The organism is Kaistia adipata DSM 17808 (assembly GCF_000423225.1).
GTDB lineage: Bacteria > Pseudomonadota > Alphaproteobacteria > Rhizobiales > Kaistiaceae > Kaistia > Kaistia adipata.
In genome coordinates, this window is the sequence record NZ_AUHO01000006.1 from 704365 (window position 1) to 730033 (window position 25669).

At 66.7% G+C, this 25669-nt stretch carries 23 protein-coding genes; 8 read left to right on the forward strand and 15 right to left on the reverse strand.

Going from position 1 to position 25669, the window contains the following annotated elements:
* Positions 1–79: 79 nt before the first annotated feature.
* Positions 80–904, reverse strand: a complete 825-nt coding sequence (locus G539_RS0103610) for a tetratricopeptide repeat protein (RefSeq protein ID WP_029073989.1) — start codon at positions 902–904, stop codon at positions 80–82.
* Positions 891–1082 carry a hypothetical protein gene (locus G539_RS26920; protein WP_156911773.1) on the reverse strand — a complete coding sequence of 64 codons (192 nt, stop codon included), beginning with the start codon at positions 1080–1082 and terminating at the stop codon, positions 891–893. The genes G539_RS0103610 and G539_RS26920 overlap by 14 nt, the downstream gene beginning before the upstream one ends.
* A 374-nt stretch (positions 1083–1456) precedes the next feature.
* Between G539_RS26920 and parE the strand changes: the two genes are divergently transcribed.
* The 3 genes from parE to G539_RS0103625 all read left to right on the forward strand — a co-directional run bounded on the left by parE (position 1457) and on the right by G539_RS0103625 (position 5688).
* Positions 1457–3499: a DNA topoisomerase IV subunit B gene (gene parE / locus G539_RS0103615; RefSeq protein ID WP_029073990.1), complete on the forward strand. Its 2043-nt coding sequence runs from the start codon at positions 1457–1459 to the stop codon at positions 3497–3499.
* Positions 3500–3601: 102 nt separating this feature from the next.
* On the forward strand, positions 3602–4045 hold the full coding sequence (locus G539_RS0103620) for a hypothetical protein (RefSeq protein WP_029073991.1): 444 nt from the start codon (positions 3602–3604) through the stop codon (positions 4043–4045).
* 146 nt (positions 4046–4191) lie between these two features.
* Complete coding sequence (locus G539_RS0103625; RefSeq protein ID WP_029073992.1) at positions 4192–5688, forward strand: DEAD/DEAH box helicase; 1497 nt, start codon at positions 4192–4194, stop codon at positions 5686–5688.
* Between the two features lie 296 nt (positions 5689–5984).
* Here G539_RS0103625 and G539_RS23570 read toward each other — a convergent pair whose 3' ends face one another.
* From G539_RS23570 to G539_RS0103645, 4 genes are read right to left on the reverse strand one after another with little or no spacing between them, the layout of a single operon-like run.
* Complete coding sequence (locus G539_RS23570) at positions 5985–6599, reverse strand: ABC-type transport auxiliary lipoprotein family protein (RefSeq protein ID WP_029073993.1); 615 nt, start codon at positions 6597–6599, stop codon at positions 5985–5987.
* Positions 6600–6622: 23 nt separating this feature from the next.
* Complete coding sequence (locus tag G539_RS0103635; RefSeq protein ID WP_029073994.1) at positions 6623–7993, reverse strand: MlaD family protein; 1371 nt, start codon at positions 7991–7993, stop codon at positions 6623–6625.
* Positions 7993–8787, reverse strand: coding sequence for an ABC transporter ATP-binding protein (locus G539_RS0103640; protein WP_029073995.1), 795 nt, complete (start codon positions 8785–8787; stop codon positions 7993–7995). The genes G539_RS0103635 and G539_RS0103640 overlap by 1 nt, the downstream gene beginning before the upstream one ends.
* Positions 8787–9929: an ABC transporter permease gene (locus G539_RS0103645; RefSeq protein WP_029073996.1), complete on the reverse strand. Its 1143-nt coding sequence runs from the start codon at positions 9927–9929 to the stop codon at positions 8787–8789. Before G539_RS0103645 ends, G539_RS0103640 begins: the two co-directional genes overlap by 1 nt.
* Before the next feature lie 151 nt (positions 9930–10080).
* Between G539_RS0103645 and dgcN the strand changes: the two genes are divergently transcribed.
* Together dgcN and dgcA are read left to right on the forward strand one after the other, a co-directional pair.
* Complete coding sequence (gene dgcN, locus G539_RS0103650; protein ID WP_029073997.1) at positions 10081–11094, forward strand: N-acetyltransferase DgcN; 1014 nt, start codon at positions 10081–10083, stop codon at positions 11092–11094.
* A complete protein-coding gene (gene dgcA / locus G539_RS0103655; RefSeq protein ID WP_029073998.1) occupies positions 11091–12074 on the forward strand; it encodes an N-acetyl-D-Glu racemase DgcA in 984 nt (327 codons plus the stop codon). The genes dgcN and dgcA overlap by 4 nt, the downstream gene beginning before the upstream one ends.
* Here dgcA and G539_RS0103660 read toward each other — a convergent pair.
* From G539_RS0103660 to G539_RS0103680, 5 genes are all read right to left on the reverse strand, one after another.
* Complete coding sequence (locus tag G539_RS0103660; RefSeq protein ID WP_029073999.1) at positions 12043–13227, reverse strand: MFS transporter; 1185 nt, start codon at positions 13225–13227, stop codon at positions 12043–12045. The genes dgcA and G539_RS0103660 overlap by 32 nt on opposite strands.
* A 130-nt stretch (positions 13228–13357) precedes the next feature.
* Complete coding sequence (locus tag G539_RS0103665) at positions 13358–14329, reverse strand: threonine ammonia-lyase (RefSeq protein ID WP_029074000.1); 972 nt, start codon at positions 14327–14329, stop codon at positions 13358–13360.
* Between the two features lie 36 nt (positions 14330–14365).
* Positions 14366–15400 carry a glycosyltransferase family 4 protein gene (locus G539_RS0103670; RefSeq protein ID WP_029074001.1) on the reverse strand — a complete coding sequence of 345 codons (1035 nt, stop codon included), beginning with the start codon at positions 15398–15400 and terminating at the stop codon, positions 14366–14368.
* Complete coding sequence (locus G539_RS23575; RefSeq protein WP_051231055.1) at positions 15397–16206, reverse strand: UDP-2,3-diacylglucosamine diphosphatase; 810 nt, start codon at positions 16204–16206, stop codon at positions 15397–15399. The genes G539_RS0103670 and G539_RS23575 overlap by 4 nt, the downstream gene beginning before the upstream one ends.
* Positions 16207–16281: 75 nt before the next feature.
* Positions 16282–16875: a LysE family translocator gene (locus tag G539_RS0103680; RefSeq protein WP_029074002.1), complete on the reverse strand. Its 594-nt coding sequence runs from the start codon at positions 16873–16875 to the stop codon at positions 16282–16284.
* A 198-nt stretch (positions 16876–17073) separates the two neighbouring features.
* Between G539_RS0103680 and G539_RS0103685 the strand changes: the two genes are divergently transcribed.
* Together G539_RS0103685 and G539_RS23580 are read left to right on the forward strand one after the other, a co-directional pair.
* Positions 17074–17922, forward strand: a complete 849-nt coding sequence (locus G539_RS0103685) for a fumarylacetoacetate hydrolase family protein (protein WP_029074003.1) — start codon at positions 17074–17076, stop codon at positions 17920–17922.
* A gap of 269 nt (positions 17923–18191) precedes the next feature.
* Positions 18192–19445, forward strand: a complete 1254-nt coding sequence (locus G539_RS23580; protein WP_051231110.1) for a mechanosensitive ion channel family protein — start codon at positions 18192–18194, stop codon at positions 19443–19445.
* A gap of 55 nt (positions 19446–19500) precedes the next feature.
* Here the strand turns inward: G539_RS23580 and G539_RS0103695 are convergent, their stop codons facing one another.
* Entirely contained in the window at positions 19501–20460 is a 960-nt protein-coding gene (locus tag G539_RS0103695) for a homocysteine S-methyltransferase family protein (protein WP_029074004.1), read from the reverse strand.
* A gap of 200 nt (positions 20461–20660) precedes the next feature.
* On the opposite strand from G539_RS0103695, the gene G539_RS0103700 reads away from it, so the two are divergent.
* Positions 20661–21287: a TetR/AcrR family transcriptional regulator gene (locus tag G539_RS0103700; RefSeq protein ID WP_029074005.1), complete on the forward strand. Its 627-nt coding sequence runs from the start codon at positions 20661–20663 to the stop codon at positions 21285–21287.
* Between the two features lie 6 nt (positions 21288–21293).
* Here G539_RS0103700 and thiD read toward each other — a convergent pair whose 3' ends face one another.
* The 3 genes from thiD to G539_RS0103715 form a co-directional block, all read right to left on the reverse strand.
* Positions 21294–22091, reverse strand: coding sequence for a bifunctional hydroxymethylpyrimidine kinase/phosphomethylpyrimidine kinase (thiD, locus tag G539_RS0103705; RefSeq protein ID WP_029074006.1), 798 nt, complete (start codon positions 22089–22091; stop codon positions 21294–21296).
* 19 nt (positions 22092–22110) lie between these two features.
* Positions 22111–23052 carry a DMT family transporter gene (locus G539_RS0103710; protein WP_029074007.1) on the reverse strand — a complete coding sequence of 314 codons (942 nt, stop codon included), beginning with the start codon at positions 23050–23052 and terminating at the stop codon, positions 22111–22113.
* Between the two features lie 112 nt (positions 23053–23164).
* On the reverse strand, positions 23165–25486 hold the full coding sequence (locus G539_RS0103715) for a xanthine dehydrogenase family protein molybdopterin-binding subunit (protein WP_051231056.1): 2322 nt from the start codon (positions 25484–25486) through the stop codon (positions 23165–23167).
* Between the last annotated feature and the right edge of the window lie 183 nt (positions 25487–25669).

The following is a 25669-nucleotide window of genomic DNA, read 5'->3' on the forward strand; positions in this document are numbered from 1 at the left end:
AGGCCGTCATCCCCGGCAAGCTTGCCCGGAACATCATGCAATCGAAAGGTGTTGCGCGAATGTCAGGCGCGACGCGCGCCTATTGGACGCTTTGCGGATTCTTGCCGATCCAGTCGTCGGCCATGGCGAGCGCCGTGCGCCGTTCCGTCTCGGTGGCGACCGAGAAGGCCTGCTCCTGCAGCTTCTGGATCCAGGCGTCCTCGGCCCGGGCGCGGTCCCGCGCGATGGTCAGGAACATCAGTCCGACGACGGGCTGGCGAGTGACGCCGTCGCCCTCGAACAGCATGTGCCCGAGCAGGGCCTGGGCGCCGACATTGCCCTTGTCGGCGGAGAGCTTGGCCCAGCGCGCCGCCTGGCGCGGATCGCGATCGCCGCCCTCGCCATCATAATACATGCGGGCCAGGCTGAGCTGCGCGTCCGAGTCGCCGAAATAGGAGGCGGCATAGGAGAACATCTGCCGGGCGCGACTGAAGTCGGGACGGATGTTGCTGTTCGGAATCCCGTCGCGATAATAGGAGCCGAGCGCGACGAAGGCATTGGAAACGAAGCGGGCGGAAGGCGCGTCCGGATTGTCGTCGGCATGGGCGTCGGCGATCTCGCTGAACAGCTCGAACGCCTTCATGTCGTCCTTGGTGAGGCCGTCGCCTTCGGCATACATGCGGCCGAGCTTCCACTGCGCCACCGCGTGCCCCTTGTCGGCCGCGTAGGTCAGCGCCTCCACCGCTGTGGACTTGTCACCCTGCTTGTAGGCGTTGAAGCCGAACCGGAAAGCCTCGCCCGGTGTGGCGTTGCGGTCCAGCGTTCGGGCGTCGAGCGCCAGGACCGGGCCCGACCATGCGCCGAGGCTGGCCAGAACGGTGATGCCATAAAGGGCGACGCCGCCGAACGCGTTACAGAATCGCATTGCACGCCATACCATTCTTGCCGCTCGCGCCCGCCGTCGGCCGGATGGCCTTCAGGGTCGCCGTTGCGGGGATCTCTAACAGGTCCGCGAAAGCGCGGAATTCAGGGTTGTTCAGAAGATGGCCTTCGTTTCGGGCGAATCCGAGGCGGTTGCAGGCGCGAACTACTACGCGCGCCATCACAGCTCCGTGTACCCTTGAAGACCAACGAAATTTTCTGCCGACAATACGCAAGGTTTGTCCTATCCGCCCCCGGATGAAAGCGACGGTCGTTCCACTTTATGGCTGAAAGGCGGCAAATGAGGCCGCCCCTGGAGCCTGCCGGCGAGTTGCAATTGTAGTGTTGCCCCACCGCAACATGGAATCGTAGCGCCTCCCCTTCGGCATTCAAGCAACCCCTTCGACGCCGGTTCGCGCGACGATGGACGGGCGGCGTCGACAAACCGGAACAAAAATGGAACACACTCGCGCCAGTCCCGCAGGCGTGGCAAAATTCCGTCTTGATTCGCCGCATCAGCCACGCCATTGCACAGACCACACAAAAACGGATGACCATGGCAGAGATCGACGATCTATTCGGAGCCGGTGGAACCGCGCGTGCAGTCAAGCCGGCGGAGCCCCCCCGCGAGGACACGGCCCGGCGGCCAACCGCCGCCGCTTCGGCCGAGGGAAGCTACTCGGCCGCCGACATCGAAGTCCTCGAGGGACTCGAGCCGGTGCGCCGTCGGCCCGGCATGTATATCGGCGGCACCGACGAGAAGGCGCTGCACCACCTCTTCGCGGAGGTGATCGACAACTCGATGGACGAGGCCGTCGCCGGCCACGCCACCTTCATCGATGTCGAGCTCTCGGCCGATGGCTGCGTGACCGTCACCGACAATGGCCGCGGCATTCCGGTCGATCCGCATCCCCGCTTCCAGGACAAGTCGGCCCTCGAAGTCATCATGACGACGCTACACTCGGGCGGTAAGTTCGACTCGAAGGTTTACGAGACCTCGGGCGGCCTGCACGGCGTCGGCGTCTCGGTCGTCAACGCGCTGTCGGAGCTGCTGGAGGTCGAGGTGGCGCGCGGCAAGCGCCTCTATCGCCAGACCTTCTCGCGCGGCCTGCCGACCTCGACGCTCGAAACCGTCGGCGAGGTCCACAATCGGCGCGGCACGCGGACGAAGTTCCGGCCCGACCCGCAGATCTTCGGTGTCGGTGCCCATTTCAAGCCGGCGCGCCTCTTCGCCATGACGCGCTCGAAGGCGTATCTGTTCGGCGGCGTCGAGATTCGCTGGAACTGCGCGCCGGAACTGCTCGAGCCCGATGCGGCGACGCCGCCTTCGGCCGTGTTCCATTTTCCGTCCGGCCTCAAGGACTTCCTCGCGGCCGAGCTCGACAACGAGAAGCTGGTCACGTCGCAGATCTTCGCGGGACGCACCGAAAAGGCGAGCGGCCACGGCGCGGCCGAATGGGCCATCGCCTGGTATCCCGGCGACGGCTTCGTCCGCTCCTACTGCAACACCATCCCGACGGCCGAGGGCGGCACGCACGAACAGGGCCTGCGCATGGCGCTGCTGCGTGGCCTCAAGTCCTATGCCGAGCTCTCCGGCAACAAGCGCGCCTCGGCGATCACCGCCGAGGACGTGATGACGTCCTGCGCCGCGATGCTTTCGGTCTTCGTGCGCGAGCCGGAGTTCGTCGGCCAGACCAAGGACAAGCTCTCCACGACCGAGGCGACCCGCATCGTCGAGAAGGCGATCGGCGATCCCTTCGATCACTGGCTCGCCGCCGCCCCGCAGGAGGCTTCCCGCCTGCTCGACTGGGTGATCGAGCGTGCCGAGGAGCGCCTTCGCCGGCGCCAGGAGAAGGAAGTCAACCGCAAGACAGCCGTGCGCAAGCTGCGCCTGCCGGGCAAGCTGGCGGATTGCAGCCAGAGCGCGGCGCAGGGGAGCGAGATCTTCATCGTCGAGGGCGATTCGGCAGGCGGCTCCGCCAAGCAGGCCCGCAACCGCGCCAACCAGGCCGTGCTGCCGCTGCGCGGCAAGATCCTCAACGTCGCCAATGCCGGCCGCGAGAAGATGGCGCAGAACCAGCAGCTCGCCGACCTGATGCAGGCGCTGGGCGTCGGTGCGCGCAGCCATTATCGCGAGGACGATCTGCGCTACGACAAGGTCATCATCATGACCGACGCCGACGTCGACGGCGCGCATATCGCGTCGTTGCTGATCACCTTCTTCTATCGCGAGATGCCTATGCTCATCGACAAGGGGCATCTCTACCTGGCCGTGCCGCCGCTCTACCGCCTCAGCCAGGGCGGCAAGACGCTCTACGCGCGCGACGACGCGCACAAGGAAGAGCTGCTTTCGACGGAGTTCAAGGGCAAGGCGAAGGTCGAGATCGGTCGCTTCAAGGGCCTTGGCGAGATGCTGCCAGGACAGCTGAAGGAAACGACGATGGATCCCGACAAGCGCACGCTGCTGCGCATCGGCATCGTTGACGGCGAGGTATCGCTCACTCAGGATGTCGTCGAGCAGTTGATGGGCAACAAGCCCGAGGAGCGTTTCCGCTTCATTCAGGATCGGGCCGAATTCGTCGGCGCGCTCGACATCTGATCGTCGCACAAGCGGCACGGACTGCCCATTTGGCCGGGCCTCGGGCGGTTCGCGCTTCCGCGATGCGGGCGCTTCGTCGTCCGAGCTCCAGGAGGATATGAAATGATCGTTCGCGCAGCCTTGACGGCTTGCCTCCTGACCGTCGCCACGGTCGCTCCCCTGCGCGCCGATGCCATTTCGGACGGCGTCGCGGCGCTTTCCGGCACGGTGCAGGATGTCCGCACCGTCGGCACCTGGGAGAAGGACGACAAGAAGGGCCTCTATCGCGTCGTCATCGTGCGCAGCGGCCCCGAGCCGACCGCGCGGCTGTTCATCCAGTGGCTGGCCGTCGCCGAGGATGGCACGATCACCATCGACCGCACGGTCGACATCAAGGAAATGGTCGAGCTCAAGCGCAATATCGGCGACGTCGTGATCGAGACGGACGAAGACGGGCTCAGCCTGTTTTTCGAAGTGATCGATCCGGCCACCGATGGCGCCAAGGATAGCTACGAGCTGTTCATTGGTGACGACGAGGCCTATCGTTTCGGCCCGGCCAGCAACTAGCCGCACCCCGCCGGCGGCTACGCAAATCGCCGCGATTCACCGAAACATTTGACAAGGCGACGCAAAACCTCGTATTTGCGTGCATCTTTCATCGATGGCGACGTGAGGTTTGCCGTCCCATCGGGCTTTGGGCCCCTTTTCAAAACATGACCTTCTCCACGCTCGGACTGAGCCCCAAAGTGTTGTCTGCCGTCGAGGCAAGCGGATATACGACGCCGACGCCGATTCAGGCCGAGGCCATTCCGCATGTGCTCTCGCGGCGCGATGTCCTTGGCATCGCCCAGACCGGCACGGGCAAGACCGCCTCGTTCACTCTTCCGATGATCACGCTGCTCGAGCAGGGCCGCGCCCGCGCGCGCATGCCGCGCACGCTGATCCTGGAGCCGACCCGCGAACTGGCGGCTCAGGTCGAGGAGAACTTCCAGAAATACGGCCAGAACCACAAGCTCAACGTTGCCCTGCTGATCGGCGGCGTCTCCTTCGCCGACCAGGAGAAGAAGCTGGATCGTGGCGTCGACGTCCTGATCGCCACGCCGGGCCGCCTGCTCGACCATTGCGAACGCGGCAAACTACTGATGACCGGCGTCGAGATCCTCGTCATCGACGAGGCCGACCGCATGCTCGACATGGGCTTCATCCCCGATATCGAGCGCATCGCCAAGCTCATTCCGTTCACCCGCCAGACGCTCTTCTTCTCGGCCACCATGCCGGCCGAGATCCAGCGCCTCGCCGACACCTTCCTGTCGAATCCCGTCCGCATCGAGGTCGCGAAGCCCGCCACCACCGCGAAGACGGTGACGCAGCTCTTCGTCCATACCGGCCGGGAGGCCTTCGACAAGCGCGAGTCCCTGCGCGAGCTGATCCGCGGCGCGACGGACCTGAAGAACGCGATCATCTTCTGCAACCGCAAGCGTGACGTCGCCATCCTTGCCCGCTCGCTGGAGAAGCACGGCTTCTCGGTCGGCGCCCTGCATGGCGACATGGATCAGCGCGCCCGCATGGCGACACTCGACGCGTTCAAGAACAATCGCCTGACGCTGCTCGTCGCGAGCGATGTCGCCGCGCGCGGCCTCGACATCCCGGATGTCAGCCACGTCTTCAACTTCGACATCCCGACCCATGCGGACGACTATGTCCATCGCATCGGCCGCACCGGCCGCGCCGGTCGCTCCGGCACGGCCGTCACGCTCGTCGCGCCGGCCGACCAGAAGTACCTGGCCGCGATCGAGAAGCTGACAGGTGACAACGTCACCTGGACGAATGACGTGAAGGACGTCGTCTCGTCCGACGAGGGCGCGTCCTCCAGCCGCGGTCGTGGTCGCAAAAGCGACGAGCGTGGCGAGCGCGAGCGCAAGCCGCGTTCCGGCCGTTCGTCGTCGCGCAGCACCGAGAAGGCGAAGGTAGAAGTGCCGGCCGAGGTCATCGATGCTCCGAAGGCGGCGGAGACAGCCCCGCAGCCGCGCAAGGCCGAGCCCGCGCCGCGCCCGCAGGAGGCTCCGCGCCGTGATCGCGACCAGCATCGCGAGCGCCCTGCCCGCTCGGACCGTCGCGACCGCAATGGCGACAACGACGAGAAGGTGATCGGCCTCGGCGATCACGTGCCGCAGTTCCTGCTGCGCCCGGTTCGCCCGCCTTCCTCGTGACCTGACGGGGTGCCGCGCCTGCGGCGTCCCGAACTGCCGATATCGACGATGTCCTGCCTGTCCCGCCTCGCGCGGGATTGGTTTTTTATGGACATCGGCCAACGCACCGGACGGCTGGCCCAAGTCGCTCAATCGCTCAAATTTCGAAGACAATCGGCCAGACGTTGCAGCCCCCGGGGGCATGTGTGCGTCCGTGCCTATTTGGCGCTTGCTCAGCGATCAGGGAGCGCGCCGCCCTCCGGCGCGCCCACACCGCATTCTCGCCCGGATCGCTGTCCGCGTGGCCTTGAAGGCGCCTAGAGCCGCGGGACCGCCCAGGTCACGAGCTGCTGCAGCACCTCGTCCAGCGCCGCGTTGAGGCCGTTGACGGCCGCCGGCGCCGTATCCTCGGCAACCGGTACGGATGCCTGGAAGAGCTTCGCCTCCACCACCTTGCCGTTCCGGTCGTTCATGATCTGCGCGAAGATCTCGATCTCGGCGAAGCGCCCCGAGGGCGTGACGTTGAAGGCGAAGCTGCGGATGTTGGTCAGGAGCTGGTAGTCGATCGACAACCCCTCGCCCGGCCGACCGATCGCGCGCACGCCCTTCGACTTCTCGAAGGCCTGGATGATCCGGCTCTGAACCACGCGGGGCAGCGTGTCGGGATATTGCGCGTTCGGGTAATAGGCGACGAGCGCGCCACGCGTGACGACGATGCGCTGGCTCGCCAGCGTCTGCAGGGCAAACGGCTCCGGGACGAGAACCTGCGACGACGCCCGCCCCTTCACGGCCGGCGCCGACTGCACGCCGGTGAGATCGTAGGTCGCCGGCGGCGGACTGGTCAGCAGCTTGCTGACGCAGCCGGAAAGCAGCACCGCGCAGAGCGCGGTCGAAAGCACCCCGACGGACTTCGCTCGGTTCAGGAAATGCATGGTTGGCCGTGCCCCGGTCTGCGTCATTTCCGGTTGTAGTCCTGTACCGTGGGATTTCCAAAGATCAGGCGCTGTGGATTGCTCTGGATGGAGTTCAGCGTCCGATCGAACTGCGTCGTCGTGCGCCGCAGCTGATCAACCAAGCCGTCGACGTTGCGCAGGCCCTGGCCGGTGAAGTTCGCGAGGTTATCGGCGATCTGGCTGGCCCGGCCCTGGAACGCCTCCGCCACCTTGCGGATCGACGCGGCGGCGGCCGTCGCCTCGGCGAAGAAGTTCTTGCCGTTCGGATCAGTCACGAGGTCTTGAACTTTGCCGAGAATGCCGTCGATACGGGTCGAGGCGGCGTTCAGCTTCTGGACCATGTCGCGGGTGTTATCGACGATCAGGTTGATGTCCGCCTGCTTGTTCTTCACGTTGGCGACGAAATCCTTCGCGTCGGCAACTGTCTTGCCGGCGTCGGAGACGATCTTGTTGACATCGACCGTGGCATCCTGAACCCGGCGCGCGATCGTGGCGATGTCGTTGATCGTGCTCTTCACCTTCTCGACCTGGATGGCGGTGATGATCTGCTGGGCGCCCTGGAGCGCCGTCTCCAGCTGCTCGGAAATCTGCTTCACATTGGCGATGATTTCCGGGAAGGCGTCGGACGAGTCGGACAGCCGCTTCGTGACCTTGCCGACATTGTCGATCGTCTCGGCGACCTTGGACGGATCGACGGCGGAGATGATCTTGTCGGCCTTGGCGACGGCCCCGCCCAGACTCTCGGAAAGCGACCCGAGCTTGGTCGAGAGGTCGCCGAAATTGCTCATGAACTCCTTCACGCCCGCCGAATTCTCGGCCAACGCGTCGGTGAAGGTCTGGACGTTCTTGATCGAGGTCGTCAGCGACGGTTCGGCGGTGTCGATGAAGCCGTTGACCCGGTCGACGGCCGTGTTGACCTTGGTGACCAGCTCCTGGGCGCTGGCGATCAGGTCCTGCAGGCCGGAGCCCTGGGCCTCGAGCGTCGGGATGCCGGGCTGGTCGAGCAGGTTCGGCAGCTTGCCGGAGCCGCCCTTCAGTTCGATGAAGGCGATGCCGGTCAGGCCCTGAATGCCGAGGGTCGCCCTGGTATCGGCCTTGATCGGCTGGTTCGGATCCACGCCGACCATGGCCTCGACCTCGTTCGGATCGGCCGGATTGATCCGGAGCGTGCGGACTTCGCCGACACGAATGCCGTTGAACAGGACCTGACTGCCCGGCGCGAGCCCGGTGACGGAACCCGGAATGAGGATGCGCATCGGTTTGCGGATGCCGCTCTCGTCATAGCGGGCAAGCCAGTAGACAAACACGAAACACGCGACGATCACGCCAATCGTGAACAGGCCGATGGTCGCATAATTGGCGCGTGTTTCCATTAAACTGAACTCTCCAGGCGACGCGCGCGCGCGCCGCGGAAATATCTCTGGACCCAGGGATGATCGAAAGCGAGAAGCTCGTGAATCGTCCCCTCGATCAGAACATGGCGGTCACCCAATACCGCGATTCGGTCGCAGACCGTGTACAGGCTGTCGAGGTCATGCGTTACCATGAACACCGTCAGCCCCAAAGTATCGCGCAGGGTCGCGATCAGCTCGTCGAACTCGGCCGCGCCGATCGGATCGAGCCCGGAGGTCGGCTCGTCGAGAAAGACGATGTCGGGATCGAGCGCCAGGGCGCGCGCGAGGCTCGCGCGCTTGATCATGCCCCCCGACAGCTCCGACGGCATCCGGTCGGCCGCCTCGGGCGCCAGCCCCACCAGCTCGATCTTGAGGCGCGCCAGTTCGTCCATCAGGCGCGGCGAGAGATCGAGATGCTCCCGCATGGGAAACTGGATGTTCTGCAGCACGGTCAAGGACGAGAACAGCGCGCCCTGCTGGAACAGGACGCCAAGCCGGCGGTCGATGGCGGAGCGCGTTTCCGGATCGGCGTCGTCATAGGGCGTTCCGAAGATCTCGACCGATCCGGCCCGCTTCGCCTGCAACCCCAGGATCGTCCGCAGCAGCACGGACTTGCCCGTGCCGGACGCGCCGACGACGCCGAGGATCTCGCCGCGATAGACGTCGATGTCGAGGTTCTCGAGGATCAGGCGTTCGCCGAATCCGACCGTGATCCCCGTGCCGCGGATCACCACCTCCTTCTCGTTGCCATGCGGATCGGATTGCTGAGCCATCAATAGTTCACCGCGGCGAAATACATCGCGAAGAGGCCGTCGACGACGATGACCATGAAGATCGCCTTGACGACGGCGGCCGTGGTCTGCTGGCCGAGCGAGGCGGCGCTGCCGCGCGTGTTCAGGCCTTCCGACGCTGCGACGATGCCGATGATCAGCGCCATGAAGGGCGCCTTGATCAGCCCGACAAACAGCGTGTTGAGCGCAACGGCGTCGCGCAGCCGGTCGATGAACGCCTCGGGCGGCAGGCCGATATAGACCCAGCTCACGAGACCCGCTCCGACCAGCGCCATGATGTCGGCGATGAAGGCGAGCATCGGCAGGGCGATGATCAGCCCCAGGATCCGGGGCAGGATCAGCACTTCGACAGGGTCGAGGCCGATGACGCTCAGGGCGTCGACCTCCTCGCGCATCTTCATCGCGCCGATCTCGGCCGTGATCGCGCTTCCGGATCGGCCGGCGATCATGATCGCGGTCAGCAGCACGCCGATCTCGCGCAGCACCAGAATGCCGACCAGGTCGACGACGAAAATGGAGGCGCCGAAGGCCCGCAGCTGGAAGGCTCCCTGCTGCGCGATGATCGCGCCGATCAGGAGCGACATCAGCGCGATGATCGGCACGGCGCGCAGGCCCATGCGGTCGACATGCGCAACGATCGAGGTCACGCGAAAGCGTGCCGGGTGGCGGATCGCCTTGACGAAGCCGCGCGTCACGCCGCCGAGGATGGTGAGACCGGAACGAAGATCCTTCCACGACAGATAGATAGCCCGGCCGATGCTCTCGATCAGCTCCTGCGCCACGCCGATCTGGACGGGAGACGGAGGAATCTCGCGTTCGGCGGGATCCAGCGCGTCGAGCAGGCGCTGGGTGTTGCTCGAGGCGCCCTCGACGGTGATGTCCGCATGCTTCGCCCGCAGGCCCCGCTCCAGCCGCGTGATCAGCCAGGCGCCCGCGGTATCGATCTGCTCGATGCCGGAGAGATCGAGCTGCGTCGCGCCGGTGATCGAAGCGACGGCGGCATCGATTTCCGGCTCCAGCCCGCCGGCGCTCCGAACCGTCCAGGGACCGACGGCACGCAGGCGAACCTGCCCGGCCTGTTCCGAGCGTTCGAGTTGCGGTGCTGTTGTTGTCGCCGTCGCCACGTCTGCTCCGCGTTCGACGCCTCGATCCGGGCGGCCACGGGGGCTCGTGGCCCTTGTGACGCCGAGGAGCGCCTCCTAAGCTTCCACGTCCTGTTGGTGATCGCACGAGCACGGAAGTCCGGGCAAGCCCTTGGCGGGAAAGGAAGTCGGGATGGAGATCGCAACACCATACCTGTTGTTTTTGGGTGACGTTCCGGACCCGCTGGCGGCCAAGACCGCGCTGGGGATCGTCGACTGGCGACCGGAATGGTGCGTCGGGCAGTTGCGATTCGAAGGCTGCGGCGCCGATGCCGGCCTTCCCGACATGACGCTGCAGGAAGGCAGGGCGGCCGGGGCGAAAACACTGATCGTCGGCGCCGTCAATGCCGGCGGCGTCCTGCCCGGCCACTGGGTCGACACGATCGTCGCGGCGCTCGATGCCGGCTATGACGTCGCCTCGGGCCTGCATTCGCGGCTCGGCGACCATCCGGCCATCCGCGCCGCCGCCGCCCGCTGGGGCCGGCGCCTCTACGACGTCCGGCACGCCACCCAGCGTTTCGACACCGGCAAGGGCACGAAGCGGTCAGGCCTGCGCCTGCTGACCGTCGGGACGGATTGCTCGGTGGGCAAGAAATACACGGCGCTGGCGCTGGAGCGCGGCATGCGCGCGGCGGGCCTCGACGCCGACTTCCGGGCGACGGGGCAAACCGGCGTGTTCATATCGGGACGCGGCGTCGCCATCGACGCGGTGGTCGCCGACTTCATTTCAGGCGCGGTCGAATGGCTCTCGCCCGACGCCGAGCCCAGCCACTGGGACCTGATCGAGGGACAGGGCTCGCTCTACCATCCCTCCTTCGCCGGCGTGTCGCTCGGACTTCTGCATGGCGCGCAGCCCGACGCCTTCGTCGTCTGTCACGAGCCAACCCGCAGGACCATGCGCGGCGTCCGTCATGCGCTGCCGACGATCCGCCAGGTGATCGATCTGACGCGCATCTGCGGCAGCCTCACCAACCCGGCGATCCGCTGCGTCGGCATCGCCATCAACACGCAGGCGCTGGACGAGGACGACGCGCTTCGGCTGCTGGACGAAACGACGACCGCGCATGATATTCCGGCCGTCGATCCGATCCGCACCGGAGTCGGGCCGATCGTCGACCGCATCCTGCAGGAATTCCCCGCTCCATGACCCTTTCGCTTACCGTCGCCGTCGAACGCTGGCCGATCGCCGGCAGCTTCGTCATCTCGCGCGGGTCCCGCACCGAGGCGACCGTCGTCACCGTGGCGGTGACGGATGGCCGGTTCGTCGGGCGTGGTGAATGCGTGCCCTACGCCCGCTATGGCGAGACCGTCGAAGGCGTCGTGGCGGCGATCGACGCCGTCGGCGTCCGGCCGGGCGGCGTGCCCGATCGCGCCAACCTGCAATCGGCCATGCTGCCCGGAGCGGCGCGCAACGCGATCGACTGCGCGCTCTGGGACCTCGAAGCGAAGGCGAGCGGCCGGCCGGTCGCGCAGCGCCTCGGCCTCGAAGCACCGCACGCGCTGCTGACCGCCTATACGCTGAGCCTCGGAACGCCGGAGCGCATGGAGGAAGCCGCACGCAATGCGGCGCACCGGTCATTGCTCAAGGTCAAGCTCGGCGGCGCGGGTGACGCCGATCGCATCGCGGCGGTGCGACGGGGCGCACCGCAGAGCCGCCTCATCGTCGATGCCAACGAGGCCTGGTCGGCAGCGGATTTCGACGCCAACATGCGGGCCTGCGTGGAAGCGGCCGTCGAGCTGATCGAACAGCCCCTGCCCGCCGACAACGACGCGTTGCTGGCGGACGTCGAACGCCTCGTGCCGGTTTGCGCCGACGAGAGCCTGCATGTCTCCGGCGACCTCGGCCATCTGGCCGGGCGCTATGACGCGGTCAACATCAAGCTGGACAAGACCGGCGGCCTCACCGAGGCGCTCCGGCTCGCCGAGGCGGCGCGCGCACGGGACTTCGCCATCATGGTCGGCTGCATGGTCGGCACCTCGCTCGCCATGGCGCCCGCCGTGCTGCTGGCGCAGCAGGCCGATTTCGTCGATCTCGACGGCCCGCTGCTGCTGGCGCGCGACCGCGAGCCCGGCCTCGCCTATGAGGGCAGCCTTGTCAGCCCTCCGCCTCCGGCGCTGTGGGGCTGATACCGCCGCGCGGCAACAGCAGGACGATCACGGCGAGAACGCCGCCGACCGCCATGGTCGGGAAAGCCATCGCGCCAAGATGGCCATAGAGCGGCCCCGACAGGATGGTCGTCAGGGCGAGGACCACGCCCGCCGCCGTCTGGGAAATGCCCTGGGCCGAAGCCATCATCCGCTCCGGCACGTCGCGCGCGATGGCGAGCTGCATGCCGGCATAGGCGGCCGCGAAGGTCAGCGCATGCAGCAGCTGCAGGGCCAGCGACGTCGCGAGCCCGGTAGCGAACGGAAACAGCAGCCAGCGGACGATCGAGGCGATCGCGCCGATCAGGATCAGACGCTCGGCCGACATGCGGCGCAAAGCCCGTCCCGACAGCGCGAACATACCGATCTCGGCCACGACGCCGATGGCCCATAGCAGGCCGATCTCGCTGCCGCTGAACCCCAGCTCCTCCCAGTAGATCGTCCCGAAGGAATAGAGGACCGCGTGGCTCGCATTGATGAGCGACGTGGCACCGACGACGATCAGGAACGGGCGGCGGGTCAGGATCGCGCGGGCCGATTCCTCGGGAGGCTTCGCCGCGTCATCAGCGGCGCGGATGTCTGGCGGCGTGACCGGCAGCAGGAAGGCCGACGCGACCGCGATCGCATAGCCGCCGATCAGCATCAACGACAGCGCCGATCCGCCGAACTGGCCAAAGACGAGCCCGCCCCCCAGGCTGACGACGATGAAGCTGATCGAGCCCCAGACGCGCATCTTGCCGTAGTCGAGCGCGAAGCGGCGCACCCCGGTCAGCGCCAGCGCGTCGATCGCCGGCATGGCCAGGCCGAAAATGGCGGTGGCGACACCCGTCAGCAGCAGGATCGGCCAGTATCCCTCGACGAGCGTTGCCGGAACGAAGCTCAGCAGCGCCAGGATGGTGAACAGCACGATGGCGAAGCGCCGGTTGGGGGCGCGGTCGACGAAGGCGCTCGCGGCCGGCATGATCAAAAGCCGGAGCGCCAGCGGAAAGGCGAGGCAGACGCCGATCTGCTCCGGCGTCAGCCCGCGCAGCTTGAGCCAGGCCGGGAAGAACGGCGTCATCAGCCCGCCGACGACGAAGAAGCCGATATAGAAGAGCGAAATGCGAGGGCCGAAGTGGCGCGGCGCGGCGACCATGGAAATCCTGCCGATCTGAAAATGCCGGCGCGGATCCGCGGCGGAAGGGGGGCACCGCGCTTTTCGATCGGAGCCGCGCGGCGTGACCTGCAAGATAGCCGGACGCGCACGCAAACGGGAGGCTCGAAATTCAGGCGGCGAGCGCGCGTCCCAGGATATCCGGATCCATATTGCCGCCGGACAGAACGATGACGGTGGTGCGGTCCCTGGCGTCGACGCGCCGGCTGAGCAGGCTCGCCAAAGCGACGGCCCCACCCGGCTCGACGACCAGCTTCAGCGTCCGGAAGGCGAAGGCCACAGCTGCGAGCGCCTCGGCATCCGACACGGTCACGCCTCGCGCACCAGTCTCGCGATTGACGGCGAAGCCGAGCGCGCCGGGCTGCGGCGCGAGCAACGCATCGCAGACGGAGCCGCCGGTGCGGGCATTGCGCTCGATCGCCCCGGACGCCAGCGAGCGGCCATAGTCATCGAACCCTTCCGGCTCGGCGAGATAGACCTGCGTGCCCGGGCTCGTCGCCGCGAGGGCGACCCCCACGCCGGCAGACAAGCCGCCACCGCCGCACGGAACGATGACGACGTCGGCCCGCTCGCCGCGCGCCGCGAGTTCGTCGGATATCTCCAGGCCGATCGTCCCCTGCCCCGCGATGACGCGGCGATCATTGTAGGCGTGGATCAGTTCGGCGCCCCGCTCCGCCACAATCCCTGCCGTGATGGCATCCCGGTCGTCTCTGGCGCGGTCGTAGGCGACGATCGTCGCACCGCGCCGCGCCGTGCCTTCGCGCTTCGAGGCCGGCGCATCGGCCGGCATGACGATGGTAGCGGAGGCGCCGAACAGCCGCGCGGCCTCGGCGATGCCCTGCGCGTGATTGCCGGACGAGGAAGCGACGATGCCCCGGGCGCGCACGTCGTCGCCGAGCGAGGCGATCGCGTTGTAGGCGCCGCGGAACTTGAACGACCCGGTGCGCTGCAGATTTTCGCACTTCAGGTAGACGCGGCCGCCCACCAGCTGGTCGAGGGCGGCGTTGGAAAGCAGTGGCGTGCGAACGGCCTCAGCCGCGATACGCCGGGCCGCGATGCGAATGTCTTCGATGTCGGGGGTCATCAGCCTGTCCGGGTCAGCCTGCGCGAGGGCCCGAGCTTACACCAAGACGGGCGTCGCGCAGCCCTTTTGCGCGGCGACGACATTGTCGAGAAACTGCCGCGTCGCCGCCTGCCAGGAATGGCGCAGCGCGACCGCCCGACAGTGCTCGCGCGAAATCGCGAGCGCGGCCTCGACGGCGCGACCGAGATCCTCGTCCAGCACCCCGGCGCCGGTATCGCCGACGACATCGCGCGGTCCCGCGACCGGATAGGCCGCAACGGGCACGCCCGAGGCCATCGCCTCCAGCATGACGACGCCGAACGTGTCGGTGCGGCTCGGAAACACGAAGCAATCGGAGGTCGCATAGATATCGGCCAGCGCCTCGCCGACCCGGGCGCCGAGAAACGTCACCTCGGGATGCGCGCGCCGAAGCGCCTCGAGCGCCGGACCATCGCCGACGACGACCTTGCTGCCCGGAAGCTTCAGGTCGAGGAAGGCGCCGATATTCTTCTCCACGGCGACCCGGCCGACATAGAGATGGATCGGGCGCGGCAGGTCCGCGATTTCGGCCGAGTGGCGATCCGGCCGGAAGAGATCCGCGTCGACTCCGCGCGACCAGCGCATCAGGTGCCGGAAGCCTCGGCTCGCGAGTTCGGCCTCGAGCGAGGCGGTCGCGACCATGCAGCCGGCGCCGGCATTATGGAAGCGTCGCAGGACCGCATAGGTCCAGTCGACCGGCACTGGCAGCCTTGCGGCCAGATATTCCGGAAAGCGGGTGTGGTAGCTGGTCGTGAAGATGCGCCGGCGCTTCAGGCACCAGCGACGGACGGCATGGCCGATCGGCCCCTCGGTAGCGATATGGACGTGGTCGGGCGCGATCGCATCGAGACGCCGGCCGATCGCACCCGGCGGGGCGATGGTGAGGCGGATCTCCGGATAGGTCGGGCACGGAACCGTCCGGTAGCCCTCGGGCGTCAGGAGGATCGGCGTCGCGCCGAATTCCGGCAGCTGCCGGGCCAATCGCTCCAGCGTCCGCACGACACCGTTGATCTGCGGATGCCAGGCGTCGCTCGCGATCAGGATGCGGCTCATGCGGCGACCTTGTCGATCTCCGGTTCATCCTGCCGCGCGCCGGCATAGAGCGGCGCAAGGTCGGCCCAGCGCACCATCTCGATCCGGCCGTCATGGTGCTCGACGATCGCCGTGCAGCTCTCGACCCAGTCGCCCGTGTTGATGTAGCGGATGTCGCGATCATCGCGGATGGCGGCGTGATGGATGTGGCCGCAGACGACGCCATCGGCGCCGACGCGCCGCGCCTCGGTCAAGAGCGCCTGCTCGAAGGCGCCGATGAAGCTGACGGCATTCTTGACCTTGAGCTTGGCCCAGGCGGAGAGCGACCAGTATTCGAAGCCGAGCTTGCGCCGGACCTTGCCGACCACGGTGTTGAGCGCCAGGGCGAGGTTGTAGGCATGGTCGCCGAGGAAGGCGAGCCATTTGGCATGCCGCACCACGACGTCGAACTGGTCGCCGTGGATCACCAGCAGGCGCTTGCCGTCCGCCGTCTCGTGGATGGCGCGGTCAACGAGCTCGACGCCGCCGAGATGCGTGCCGAGATAGTCGCGCAGGAACTCGTCGTGATTGCCAGGGATGTAGACCAGCCGCGCGCCCTTGCGCGCCTTGCGCAGCAACTTCTGGACGACGTCATTGTGGGGCTGCGGCCAGTACCAGCCCTTCTTCAGTCTCCAGCCGTCGATGATGTCGCCGACGAGATAGATCGTCTCGGCGTCATGCCATTTCAGGAAGTCGAGCAATAGATCAGCCTGGCTTCCCCGAGTTCCGAGATGGATATCGGACAGGAAAAGCGTGCGCATGTGGCGGGGCGCGGCACGGCTCGGCATGGTCTTGATTCGTCCTCGTCCAAGAAACCGTTGCCGATTGCTTAGCCGACACGAACCACAGATTTGTGACAGCGGTCAGAAGAGCGTCGGCACCATCGACAAGACGAGCAGAATGGCCATCGCGCCGTTGAAGATCGCGACACGCCGGTCATTGTCGAGGAAACGGGCGATCGCCGTCCCGAACAGGCACCAGGTCGCGGCCGAGGGCAGCGACGTCAGCGCGAAGATGGCCGCGAGCAGCAACACGGCCGGCAGCATGGCGCTGCCCGCCGGCACGAACAGGGCCATGGCGCTGATCGCCATGATCCAGGCCTTCGGATTGATCCACTGGAACAGGGCGGCGGCGAGAAAGCTCATTGGACGCCCCTGCCGCGCGCCGCTCGCATCGTGCCGACCGGCCCGCGCCAGCTTCCAGGCGAGATAGACGAGATAGAGGAAGGAGCCGTATTTCAGGATGTCGTGGAGGAGCGGATAGGCCTCGAATACGCCACCGAGGCCCATGCCGACGGCGAATACCATGACGGGAAAGCCGAAGGTGATCCCGAGCATGTGCGGAACGCTGGGGACCATGCCCCAGTTGGCGCCGGAAATCATCAGCATGGTGTTGTTCGGCCCCGGCGTGAACGCCGTCACCAGGGCAAAACCCAGAATTGCCAGAACCTGATCCACGATGTTTCCCCCGCGTGTCCCACTCGTGGCACACCGGGTCTAATAGGTCAATATTGCTGACGTTTATAGCCCGGCCCGGCCGACGTCGCAGCTGTTCCCTGTGGGCCAAACTGCATTGCTCCAGTCATCAGACATCTGGGCTTGCATGCCAGCGTCCCCTCGACCATGATCCGGCCCGCCAACACGGAGAAATTACCAATGAAACTCCTTCGCTTCGGTGCCGCTGGCGCGGAGAAGCCCGGCCTCCTCGCCAAGGACGGCACGATTCGCGACCTGTCGGGCGTCATCTCCGACATCACCCCCGAGACGCTCAAGAACGGCGCCATCGCCGAGATCGCCAAGGTCGACCCGGCTTCGCTGCCGGTCGTGCCGGCCGGCACGCGCCTTGGCCCGGTTGTCAACGGAACGCGCAACTTCATCGCCGTCGGCCTGAACTATGTCGACCACGCGCATGAAACCAACATGCCGATCCCGGCCGAGCCGATCCTGTTCAACAAGGCCCCGAACTGCATCGTCGGCCCGAACGACAACGTCACGATCCCCAAGGGTTCGGAAAAGACCGACTGGGAAGTCGAGCTGGCGATCGTCATCGGCAAGACCGCGAGCTATGTGTCGGAAGCCGACGCGATCAACTACGTCGCCGGCTACGCCGTCTGCCACGACGTCTCGGAGCGCGCGTTCCAGACCGAGCGCGGCGGCCAGTGGATGAAGGGCAAGGGTTCGCCGACCTTCGGTCCGCTCGGCCCCTACCTGGTCACGCCGGACGAGGTCGCCGACATCCAGAACCTCGACATGTATCTCGACCTCAATGGCGAGCGCGTGCAGACCGGCAACACCAAGACGATGATCTTCGGCGTTGCGCATCTGGTCAGCTACATCAGTCAGTTCCTGCAACTCGATCCCGGCGACGTCATCACGACGGGTACCCCGCCGGGCGTCGGCATGGGCATGAAGCCGCCGCGCTTCCTGAAGGCCGGCGACAAGGTCCGCCTCGGCATCCAGGGCCTGGGCGACCAGGAGCAGGAATTCGTCGCCTACAAGGGCTGATCGAAGCTGCTGAGAATACGAACGGCCGGCGCCCAGCGCCGGCCGTTTTCGTTTGCGCATGGCCATCCGGTGTTGACGGGCGCGATCGCCTTCGTCACTTTCGGCGCGCCGCGACATGCGGCTTCGTGGCGTCCAGCCATCCGCTCCGGGCCGCGACCTCGCCCTGCCCCCGCCGGGCGCCTGACGGCGCGGGCTTCCCGTCCCGACCGGGACCGACACCCTGGCGCCCTGGCCGCCTCTCCACCCCGCGAGGAGTTCCGTTGAGCAGCATCGAACAGTACCTGACGCAGCATCACTGGCTGAACATCCTGCTGACGCTGGCCGCTCTTGCCGTCGCCGCGCTCTTCGCGAACTACGTCGTCAAGGCGCTGCTCCTGAAGCTGCTCAACCGGGCGCTCGGCTGGACGAGCTTCGGTCGCGACGAGGAGCTCAGGCGCCACGCCGCCATCGAGCGGTTCGCCAACATCATGCCGGCTCTGGTAATCTCCGCGGGCATCGACCTGGTGCCGGAGCTGCCGCCGGTGCTGGTCACGGTCATCAAGAACGTCGCCAACGCCTTCATCATCCTGTCGTTGGCGATGTCGATCAGCGCCGCGCTCAACATCGTCGACACGCTCTACCATCGCAGGCCGTCGGCGCGGCTCAAGCCGATCAAGGGCTATGTGCAGGTGGTGAAGATCGCCGTCTATGTGATCGCGGCGCTCTTGATCATCGCGACACTGATCGACCGCTCGCCCGTCATCTTGCTCTCCGGTCTCGGCGCCATGGCCGCCGTGCTGATCCTCGTCTTCCAGGACACGCTGCTGTCGCTGGTCGCCGGCATCCAGATCTCTTCGACCGACATGGTCCGCGTCGGCGACTGGATCGAGATGCCCGGCCAGAACGCCGATGGCGACGTCATCGAGATCGCGCTGCATACGGTGAAGGTGCAGAACTGGGACAAGACGATCACCACCGTGCCGATCCGCAAGCTCGTCACCGAGCCGTTCAAGAACTGGCGCGGCATGCAGGAGAGCGGCGGGCGACGGATCAAGCGCTCGCTCTATCTCGACCAGACCAGCATCCGCTTCCTGACCGATGAGGATTTCGGCCGGCTGGCGCAGTTCGGACATCTGGAAGCCTATCTGGCCAAAAAGCGGACCGAACTGGAGGATTGGAACGGCAAGCTCGGCGAGCGGGCGAAGTTCGCCGCCAACCGGCGGCGCTCCACCAATATCGGCACCTTCCGCGCCTATGTGGAAAGCTACCTCAGGAACCATCCAGACCTGCGCCAGGACATGACGATCCTCGTGCGCCAGATGCCGCCCGGTCCGGACGGCCTGCCGATCGAGATCTACGCCTTCACCAACACGATCGTCTGGGCACGCTACGAAGGCATCCAGTCGGATATCTTCGATCACCTCTATGCCATCCTGCCGGAGTTCGACCTGCGCGTGTTCCAGAATCCAAGCGGACAGGACCTGAAGTCGCTCGCACCCCCCCTCCGGCGGAGCCCCCGCCCCTTGGCGACCGCCGACGCCTGACGCGCCACGGCGAGCGGCCAATCCGCGAGGGATCTACCGACCGCCGCGCTCATGGCTACGCCGCCAGGTCAGCCGCCTGGCAGGCGAAGCAGATCGCCTGCACATGCCGGAAGTCGGTGCCGCAGCAGCCGCCGAGCACATTCAGGCCCGGGCATGCCCGCCGAAGCGCCGCGAACTGGCGGCCGAGCTCGGCCGGGTCGCCATCGTCGAGATCCGGCGCATTGTCGAGTTCGGCATGACTGCGCTTCGAGGCGTTGGCCCGGATCCCCTTGATCCGCTTGGTCCAGGCCTCGCCCGTCCCGAACAGGCGCTCGAAATGGGTCGGGTGCGCGCAGTTGATCATGAAGTAGACCGGTGCGACGCTTGCCGTCCCCTCGACCGTCTCGATCGCATCGCGGAGCTCCTGCCCGCTCGGCAACCGCCCGTCTGTCTCGACCGTGAAGGAGATGACGATCGGCATCTCGGCGTCCGCGGCGGCGCGGACGAGCCCGATCGCCTCCTCGACATAGTTGATCGTCATCGCGCTGACGAAATCCGCTTCGGTGGCGGCGAAGGTGCGGATCTGCTCGCCGTGATAGTCGGCCGCCTCGTCCGCGCTCATCTTCTGGCCGATCTGGTAGCCGTCGCCGCGCGGGCCAATGTCGCCGCTGATCACCATCGGCGTTTCGGGGCCGTCGTAGCGATCGCGGAATTCGCACATCAGCTCGATCGCAGCGCGGTTGCTGGACGCGAGGGCGGCCGCGTCATAGCCGATCTGCGCGCCCCAATCGCGGTTGGCCCGCCATGTCGGGCTCTCCAAGATGAAGCCGAGCCGGCGGGCATGGGCGAGCGCGGCATAGCGGTCGTAGTAGGCCCGCAGGCGGGCGAGCCCGTCCGGCCGCCAGAAAAGGTCGAAAGCGGCGAAGGCGGGCAGCTCGATCCCCTGGTGAAAGATCAGGGTCGTCTCCAGGCCACCATCTGTGGTGAACAGTCGATCATCCGTCAGCTGCGGCAGGGCATTTCGGTAGCGGGCCATCTCGTCCATCCCTCCTTGGGGTTTCGGATGGCGACGGACTCTATCCCTCCCCCGTCCCACGGCTAGAAAGCGCGTGGTCCAGTCCGCCCGGAATGCGCAAAGACTATATTTGTCAGATGGATAGGAAGAAGACTTTCGAACTCGATTCAATCGGGCGATGGAGGAGAGGAAGCCGGACTTGACCTATGGTAAAGTAAGGCATGTCGAACGCCGCGCCTCACCCTCGGACCGACACGCGCGAAAGGCTACTGAGCCTCGCGGAACAGCGTGTGCTGGCCAAGGGCTTCTCGGCGACCTCGATCGACGAGCTGATCGCCGGCGTCGGCATCACCAAGAGCGGCTTCTTCTATCATTTCCGCGACAAGAACGAGCTCGCCCGCGCGCTGCTGCTCCGCTACCTCGAGCAGGATCGCGCCGTGCTGGAGGATATCTTCCGGCGCGGCGACGAGCTTCACGACGACCCGCTGCACGGCTTCCTCGTCGGCCTGAAGTTGTTCGCTGAGATGCTGGCCGACCTGCCGGAGCAGCATCCGGGCTGCATCGCGGCGTCCTACTGTTACCAGGACCAGCTGTTCGACCGGGAAATCCGCGAGTTGAACGCAGCCGGCATGCTGGCCTGGCGCAGCCGGTTCGAAGAGCGGCTGCGCCTGATCGCGACCCGCTACCCGCCTCGCCATGAAGTCGACGTCGAGGCATTGGCCGACATGATCTCGACGCTGGTGGAAGGCGGCCTGATCCTCGGCCGCGCGCTGCACGACGGCACGATCCTGCCCCGGCAGATCCTGCTCTACCGGGACCTGGTCCGGTCGATCTTCCTCAGCAACTAGCTGCGCTTACCACCAGGCGCAGAAATGATGCACAGGCCCGTGGCCGCGCCCGATCTCGAGCGTGTCGGCATGACCGATCGCCTCGGTGATGTAGCGCTTGGCCGCGTCGATCGCGGCGTCCATGCCGAGCCCCTTGGCGAGACCGGCGGCAATGGCCGAGGAAAGCGTGCAGCCCGTGCCATGCGTGTTCTCGGTGGCGATGCGCGGCGCGGTGAACCAGCGTCGCTCCGACGGCGACAGGAGGAGATCGTCGCTCTCCGGCCCGGTGCCGTGGCCGCCCTTCAGCAGGACGGCGCGCGCGCCGAGTCGCAGCAGCGCCTCTGCCTGCGCCTCCATCTCGGCCCGCCCGGTTGCGACATCCGTACCGATCAGGCGCGCCGCCTCGCGCAGGTTCGGCGTGATCAGCGCCGCGCGCGGCAGGAGATCCTCGATGAGGACCGCGACGGCCTCGTCGCGCAGCAGCATGTCGCCGCTCGTCGCCACCATGACGGGATCCAGCACGACATGGGACTGCCGGTACCGGTCGAGGCCCGCCGCCACGGCGCGGATGACGGAAGGCTGCGACAGCATGCCGATCTTCACCGCGTCGACCTTGAGGTCTGAGAAGACGGCATCGATCTGCGCGGTCACGAAATCGGCGGGCACGTCGTGAATCGCCGTGACGCCCAGCGTGTTCTGCGCCGTCAGCGCCGCGATCACCGAGGCGCCATAGACTCCGAGGGCGGAGAACGTCTTCAGATCGGCCTGGATCCCGGCGCCGCCGCCCGAATCCGAGCCGGCAATGGTCACTGCGATCGCGGTCATACCCAACAGTCCTTTATGGTCACGTCCCCGGCCCCGCCGGAGTCTTCGCCGCGCGTTCGCGGCTTCGCTTGAGGCCCAGTCGATGCTCGCGATAGATCACGAACAGGCCAGATGCAACGACGATGGCGGATCCGACCAGCATGGTGGTGCTCGGGGTCGAATTGAACAGCAGGTAGCCGACGATGATCGCCCACAGCATCGAGATATATTCGAACGGCGCGATCAGCGACGCCTCGCCATAGCGGTAGCTCTGCGTCAGCAACACCTGACCGATGCCGCCGAAGATGCCGCAGCCGATCAGATAGGGAAGATGCTCCAGCCGCGGCATCGCCCAGCCGAACGGCGCGGTCAGCAGCATGAACAGCGCCGTGAACAGCGAGAAATAGACGACGATGGTTCCGGGCGTCTCGAACCAGGTGAGGCGGCGGGTCTGCGTCGCCGCGAGCGCACCGAAGAAGGCAGCGAGGATGGAGAACATGGCGCCGAGCGCGCTGCGGTCGGGGCCTTTGTCCGGGCCGACATAGTCGGAGAGGATCACCAGCACGCCGATCAGGCCGATCACCACCGCCGTCCAGCGATAGACGCGGATCACCTCCTTGAGCAGCACGGCGGCGAGCACCACCGTCAGCAGCGGCGAGGCATAGCCGATGGCGGTGGCGTCCTGAAGCGGCAGGCGGGCCAGCGCCGAGAAGCCGAAGAACATCGACGTCGCTCCGGCGACCGAGCGCAGGACGTGACCACCGATGCGTGGCGTGATGAAGACGGTCGGCAGGCCGCCATTCCACGCCACCCAGATCAGCACCGGGACGAGGGCGAAGGCCGACCGGAAGAAGGCGACCTCGCCGGGCGGGTAGCTGTCCGAAATATACTTGATCAGCGTCGCCATCGCCGTGAAGGCGATAGTCGAGATGACCTTGAGCAGCACGCCGAGCAGCGGCTGCCCCTTCTCAGGCGTTTCCATGATCCCGTCGGACCGGGGGGCGGTCCGTTTCTTCATGGGTCGCGGAGGACGCGACCCGGCTTCGTTTCTGGCTCAGTCCTCGAAAGCCGGCCGTCGTCGCGGTGCCGCCCGGCTAGCTCGCATGCAGCGCCTCCCAGACCCGCGCGGGCGTCGCCGGCATGTCGATATGAGTGATGCCCTTGGCCCGCGCGAGGGCATCGACCACGGCGTTCATCACGGCCGGGGTCGCGCCGATCGTTCCCGCCTCACCCGCGCCCTTGATGCCCATCGCATTGGTCGTGGACGGCACGTTGTGCGTGGCGAAACGCAGGCTCGGCAAGTGGTCGGCCTTGGGCAGGCAGTAGTCGAGCAGGCTGGCGGTGAGGAGTTGGCCGTCCTCGTCATAGACCGTGCGCTCGTAAAGAGCCTGGCCGATGCCCTGCACGACGCCGCCATGCACCTGGCCGGCCAGCAGGATCGGATTCACCGTGACGCCGAAATCGTCGCAGATCGAGAAATCGACGACCTGGGTGACGCCGGTCTCCGGGTCGATCTCGACCTCGGCGATGTGGGTGCCGTTCGGATAGGTGCACTCGTCCTGCACGAACTCGCCGACCGCCGTCAGCAGCGCCGGATTTTTCGCGCGCTTGGCGAGGTCGGCAAGGGCGATCGCCTGGTCCGTGCCGGCGACGCGGACGGTGCCATCCGCCAGCTCGAGATCCTCGACGCCGGCCTCGAGCTCGTCCGAGGCGATCTCCTTCAGCTGCTTCACCAGCGTGACGGAGGCACGATCGACGGAGACGGCGCCAAGCGGGATCGAGCGCGAGCCGCCCGTGCCCTCGCCGGTCGGCACCTTGTCCGTATCGCCCTGGATCACCTCGATCTTGTCGAGCCCGACGCCGAGATGCTGCGCGATGAACTGCGAATAGGCGGTCGCGTGGCCCTGCCCATTGGTCTGGGTGCCGATCAGCAGCGTCAGCGTGCCGTCGGCGTTCAGCGTCACCGTCGCCGGCTCGGAGCCCGGGAAGGCGCAGGCCTCGACATAGGTGGCGATGCCGAAGCCGCGCAGCTTGCCGTTTCGCTTCGAGGCCGCGGCGCGCGCCTCGAAGCCGGCAAAGTCCATGATCGCGAGGTTGCGGTCGAGGTGGCCGGTGAAATCGCCGGTGTCGTATTTGCGGCCGCCCTGGGTCAAATAGGGAAGCTGGTCGGGGCGGATGAAGTTGCGCTTGCGGATCTCGATCGGGCCGAGGCCGGTCTCGCGGCCGCAGAGGTCGACGAGCCGCTCGATCAGATAGGCGGCCTCGGGACGGCCGGCGCCACGATAGGCATCCGTCGGCGTCGTCGTGGTGAGGATGCCGCGCACGGTCACGTCCATGGCCGGAATATCGTAGAGCCCGGTCGACATGGTGATGCCGCCGCAGGCGATGTCTGCGCCGTACTGCGAGACATAGGCGCCGAGATTGGAGAGCAGGTCGACGCGCAGCGCCAGGAAGCGGCCATCGGCGTCGAGCGCGATTTCCGCCGTCGTGAGGTTGTCGCGGCCGTGGGCGTCGATCTGGAAGTGGTCGCCCCGATCCTGGATCCACTTCACCGGCCGGCCTGTCGCCTTCGATGCCAGCGCCGCCAGCGGGTATTCGTGATAGACGAACGACTTCGTGCCGAAGCCACCGCCGACATCCGGGGTGATGACCCGGATCTTCTTCGGGTCGATGCCGAGGATGTCGCGGGCGATGATATCGCGCAGCTTGTGGCCGCCCTGGGTGCCGAGCGTCAGCGTAAAGCGATCCGCGCCGCCGTCATATTCCGCGACGACGCCGCGCGCCTCCATGTAGTTGGCGACGAGGCGCTGGTTGACGACGTCGATCTTGACGACGCGCGCAGCCCTGGCGAAGGCCGCGTCGGTGGCGCTCTTGCTGCCGCGATGATGCGTATAGGCGACGTTGGTGCCGAATTCCGGATAGACGAGCGCCGCATCGGCGGCGAGCGCGGCGCGGGCGTCCGTCACGGTGGGCAGCGGGTCATAGTCGATGTCGATCAGTTCGGCGGCGGCCTGCGCCGCCTCGATCGTGTCGGCCACGACGAAGGCGACGGGATCGCCGACATGCCGGACCACATCCGCCGCGAGCAGCGGCCGGCGTGGAAAATGCCTCTCCGTCCCGGCGACGATGGCCGGAAATTCCTTGGCCGGCGGTCCGCTGAACTGGGCGACGTCGGCGCCCGTCAGGACAAGATGGACGCCCGGCGCCTCGCGCGCCGCATCCAGCCCGTTCAGCACGATGCGGGCATGCGCCATCGCCGAACGCAACACAAAGGCGCGCAGCGTCCCTTCCGGCGTGTAGTCGTCGGTATAGCGCCCGCGTCCGACGATCAGAGCCGGATCTTCCTTGCGCCTGACGGCCGCACCCATGCCGAACTTGCGGGGCGCCGCATCGCCAACGGGGGACGCTTCGTTCATGCCGATCCGACCCTTGCCGGGCCGCCTCCTCGATCGATCATCGCCAGAAGATGCCGCCGCCCTGACGGGCGGCCCACACGGACCCGGCCATCGGGCCGTGGTTCCATGGATCATAGGACCCCGCCATCGCGCGGCGCAACCGCTAACGCCGCCCGCAAGCGCCAAATCGGGCCGCCATCACCA

Coding starts and splice junctions, on each gene's coding strand:
- G539_RS23575 (WP_051231055.1), bottom strand. CDS start 16,206: ATGCCGAGCCGTGCCGCGCCCCGCCACATGCGCACGCTTTTCCTGTCC.
- G539_RS0103660 (WP_029073999.1), bottom strand. CDS start 13,227: ATGGTCGCCGCGCCGCGCCACTTCGGCCCTCGCATTTCGCTCTTCTAT.
- G539_RS0103635 (WP_029073994.1), bottom strand. CDS start 7,993: ATGGAAACACGCGCCAATTATGCGACCATCGGCCTGTTCACGATTGGC.
- G539_RS26920 (WP_156911773.1), bottom strand. CDS start 1,082: ATGGCGCGCGTAGTAGTTCGCGCCTGCAACCGCCTCGGATTCGCCCGA.
- G539_RS0103610 (WP_029073989.1), bottom strand. CDS start 904: ATGCGATTCTGTAACGCGTTCGGCGGCGTCGCCCTTTATGGCATCACC.
- G539_RS0103710 (WP_029074007.1), bottom strand. CDS start 23,052: ATGGAAACGCCTGAGAAGGGGCAGCCGCTGCTCGGCGTGCTGCTCAAG.
- G539_RS0103700 (WP_029074005.1), top strand. CDS start 20,661: ATGTCGAACGCCGCGCCTCACCCTCGGACCGACACGCGCGAAAGGCTA.
- G539_RS0103695 (WP_029074004.1), bottom strand. CDS start 20,460: ATGGCCCGCTACCGAAATGCCCTGCCGCAGCTGACGGATGATCGACTG.
- G539_RS0103715 (WP_051231056.1), bottom strand. CDS start 25,486: ATGAACGAAGCGTCCCCCGTTGGCGATGCGGCGCCCCGCAAGTTCGGC.
- G539_RS0103640 (WP_029073995.1), bottom strand. CDS start 8,787: ATGGCTCAGCAATCCGATCCGCATGGCAACGAGAAGGAGGTGGTGATC.
- G539_RS0103670 (WP_029074001.1), bottom strand. CDS start 15,400: ATGAGCCGCATCCTGATCGCGAGCGACGCCTGGCATCCGCAGATCAAC.
- G539_RS23570 (WP_029073993.1), bottom strand. CDS start 6,599: ATGCATTTCCTGAACCGAGCGAAGTCCGTCGGGGTGCTTTCGACCGCG.
- G539_RS0103665 (WP_029074000.1), bottom strand. CDS start 14,329: ATGACCCCCGACATCGAAGACATTCGCATCGCGGCCCGGCGTATCGCG.
- G539_RS0103685 (WP_029074003.1), top strand. CDS start 17,074: ATGAAACTCCTTCGCTTCGGTGCCGCTGGCGCGGAGAAGCCCGGCCTC.
- parE (WP_029073990.1), top strand. CDS start 1,457: ATGGCAGAGATCGACGATCTATTCGGAGCCGGTGGAACCGCGCGTGCA.
- dgcN (WP_029073997.1), top strand. CDS start 10,081: ATGGAGATCGCAACACCATACCTGTTGTTTTTGGGTGACGTTCCGGAC.
- G539_RS0103620 (WP_029073991.1), top strand. CDS start 3,602: ATGATCGTTCGCGCAGCCTTGACGGCTTGCCTCCTGACCGTCGCCACG.
- G539_RS0103625 (WP_029073992.1), top strand. CDS start 4,192: ATGACCTTCTCCACGCTCGGACTGAGCCCCAAAGTGTTGTCTGCCGTC.
- thiD (WP_029074006.1), bottom strand. CDS start 22,091: ATGACCGCGATCGCAGTGACCATTGCCGGCTCGGATTCGGGCGGCGGC.
- dgcA (WP_029073998.1), top strand. CDS start 11,091: ATGACCCTTTCGCTTACCGTCGCCGTCGAACGCTGGCCGATCGCCGGC.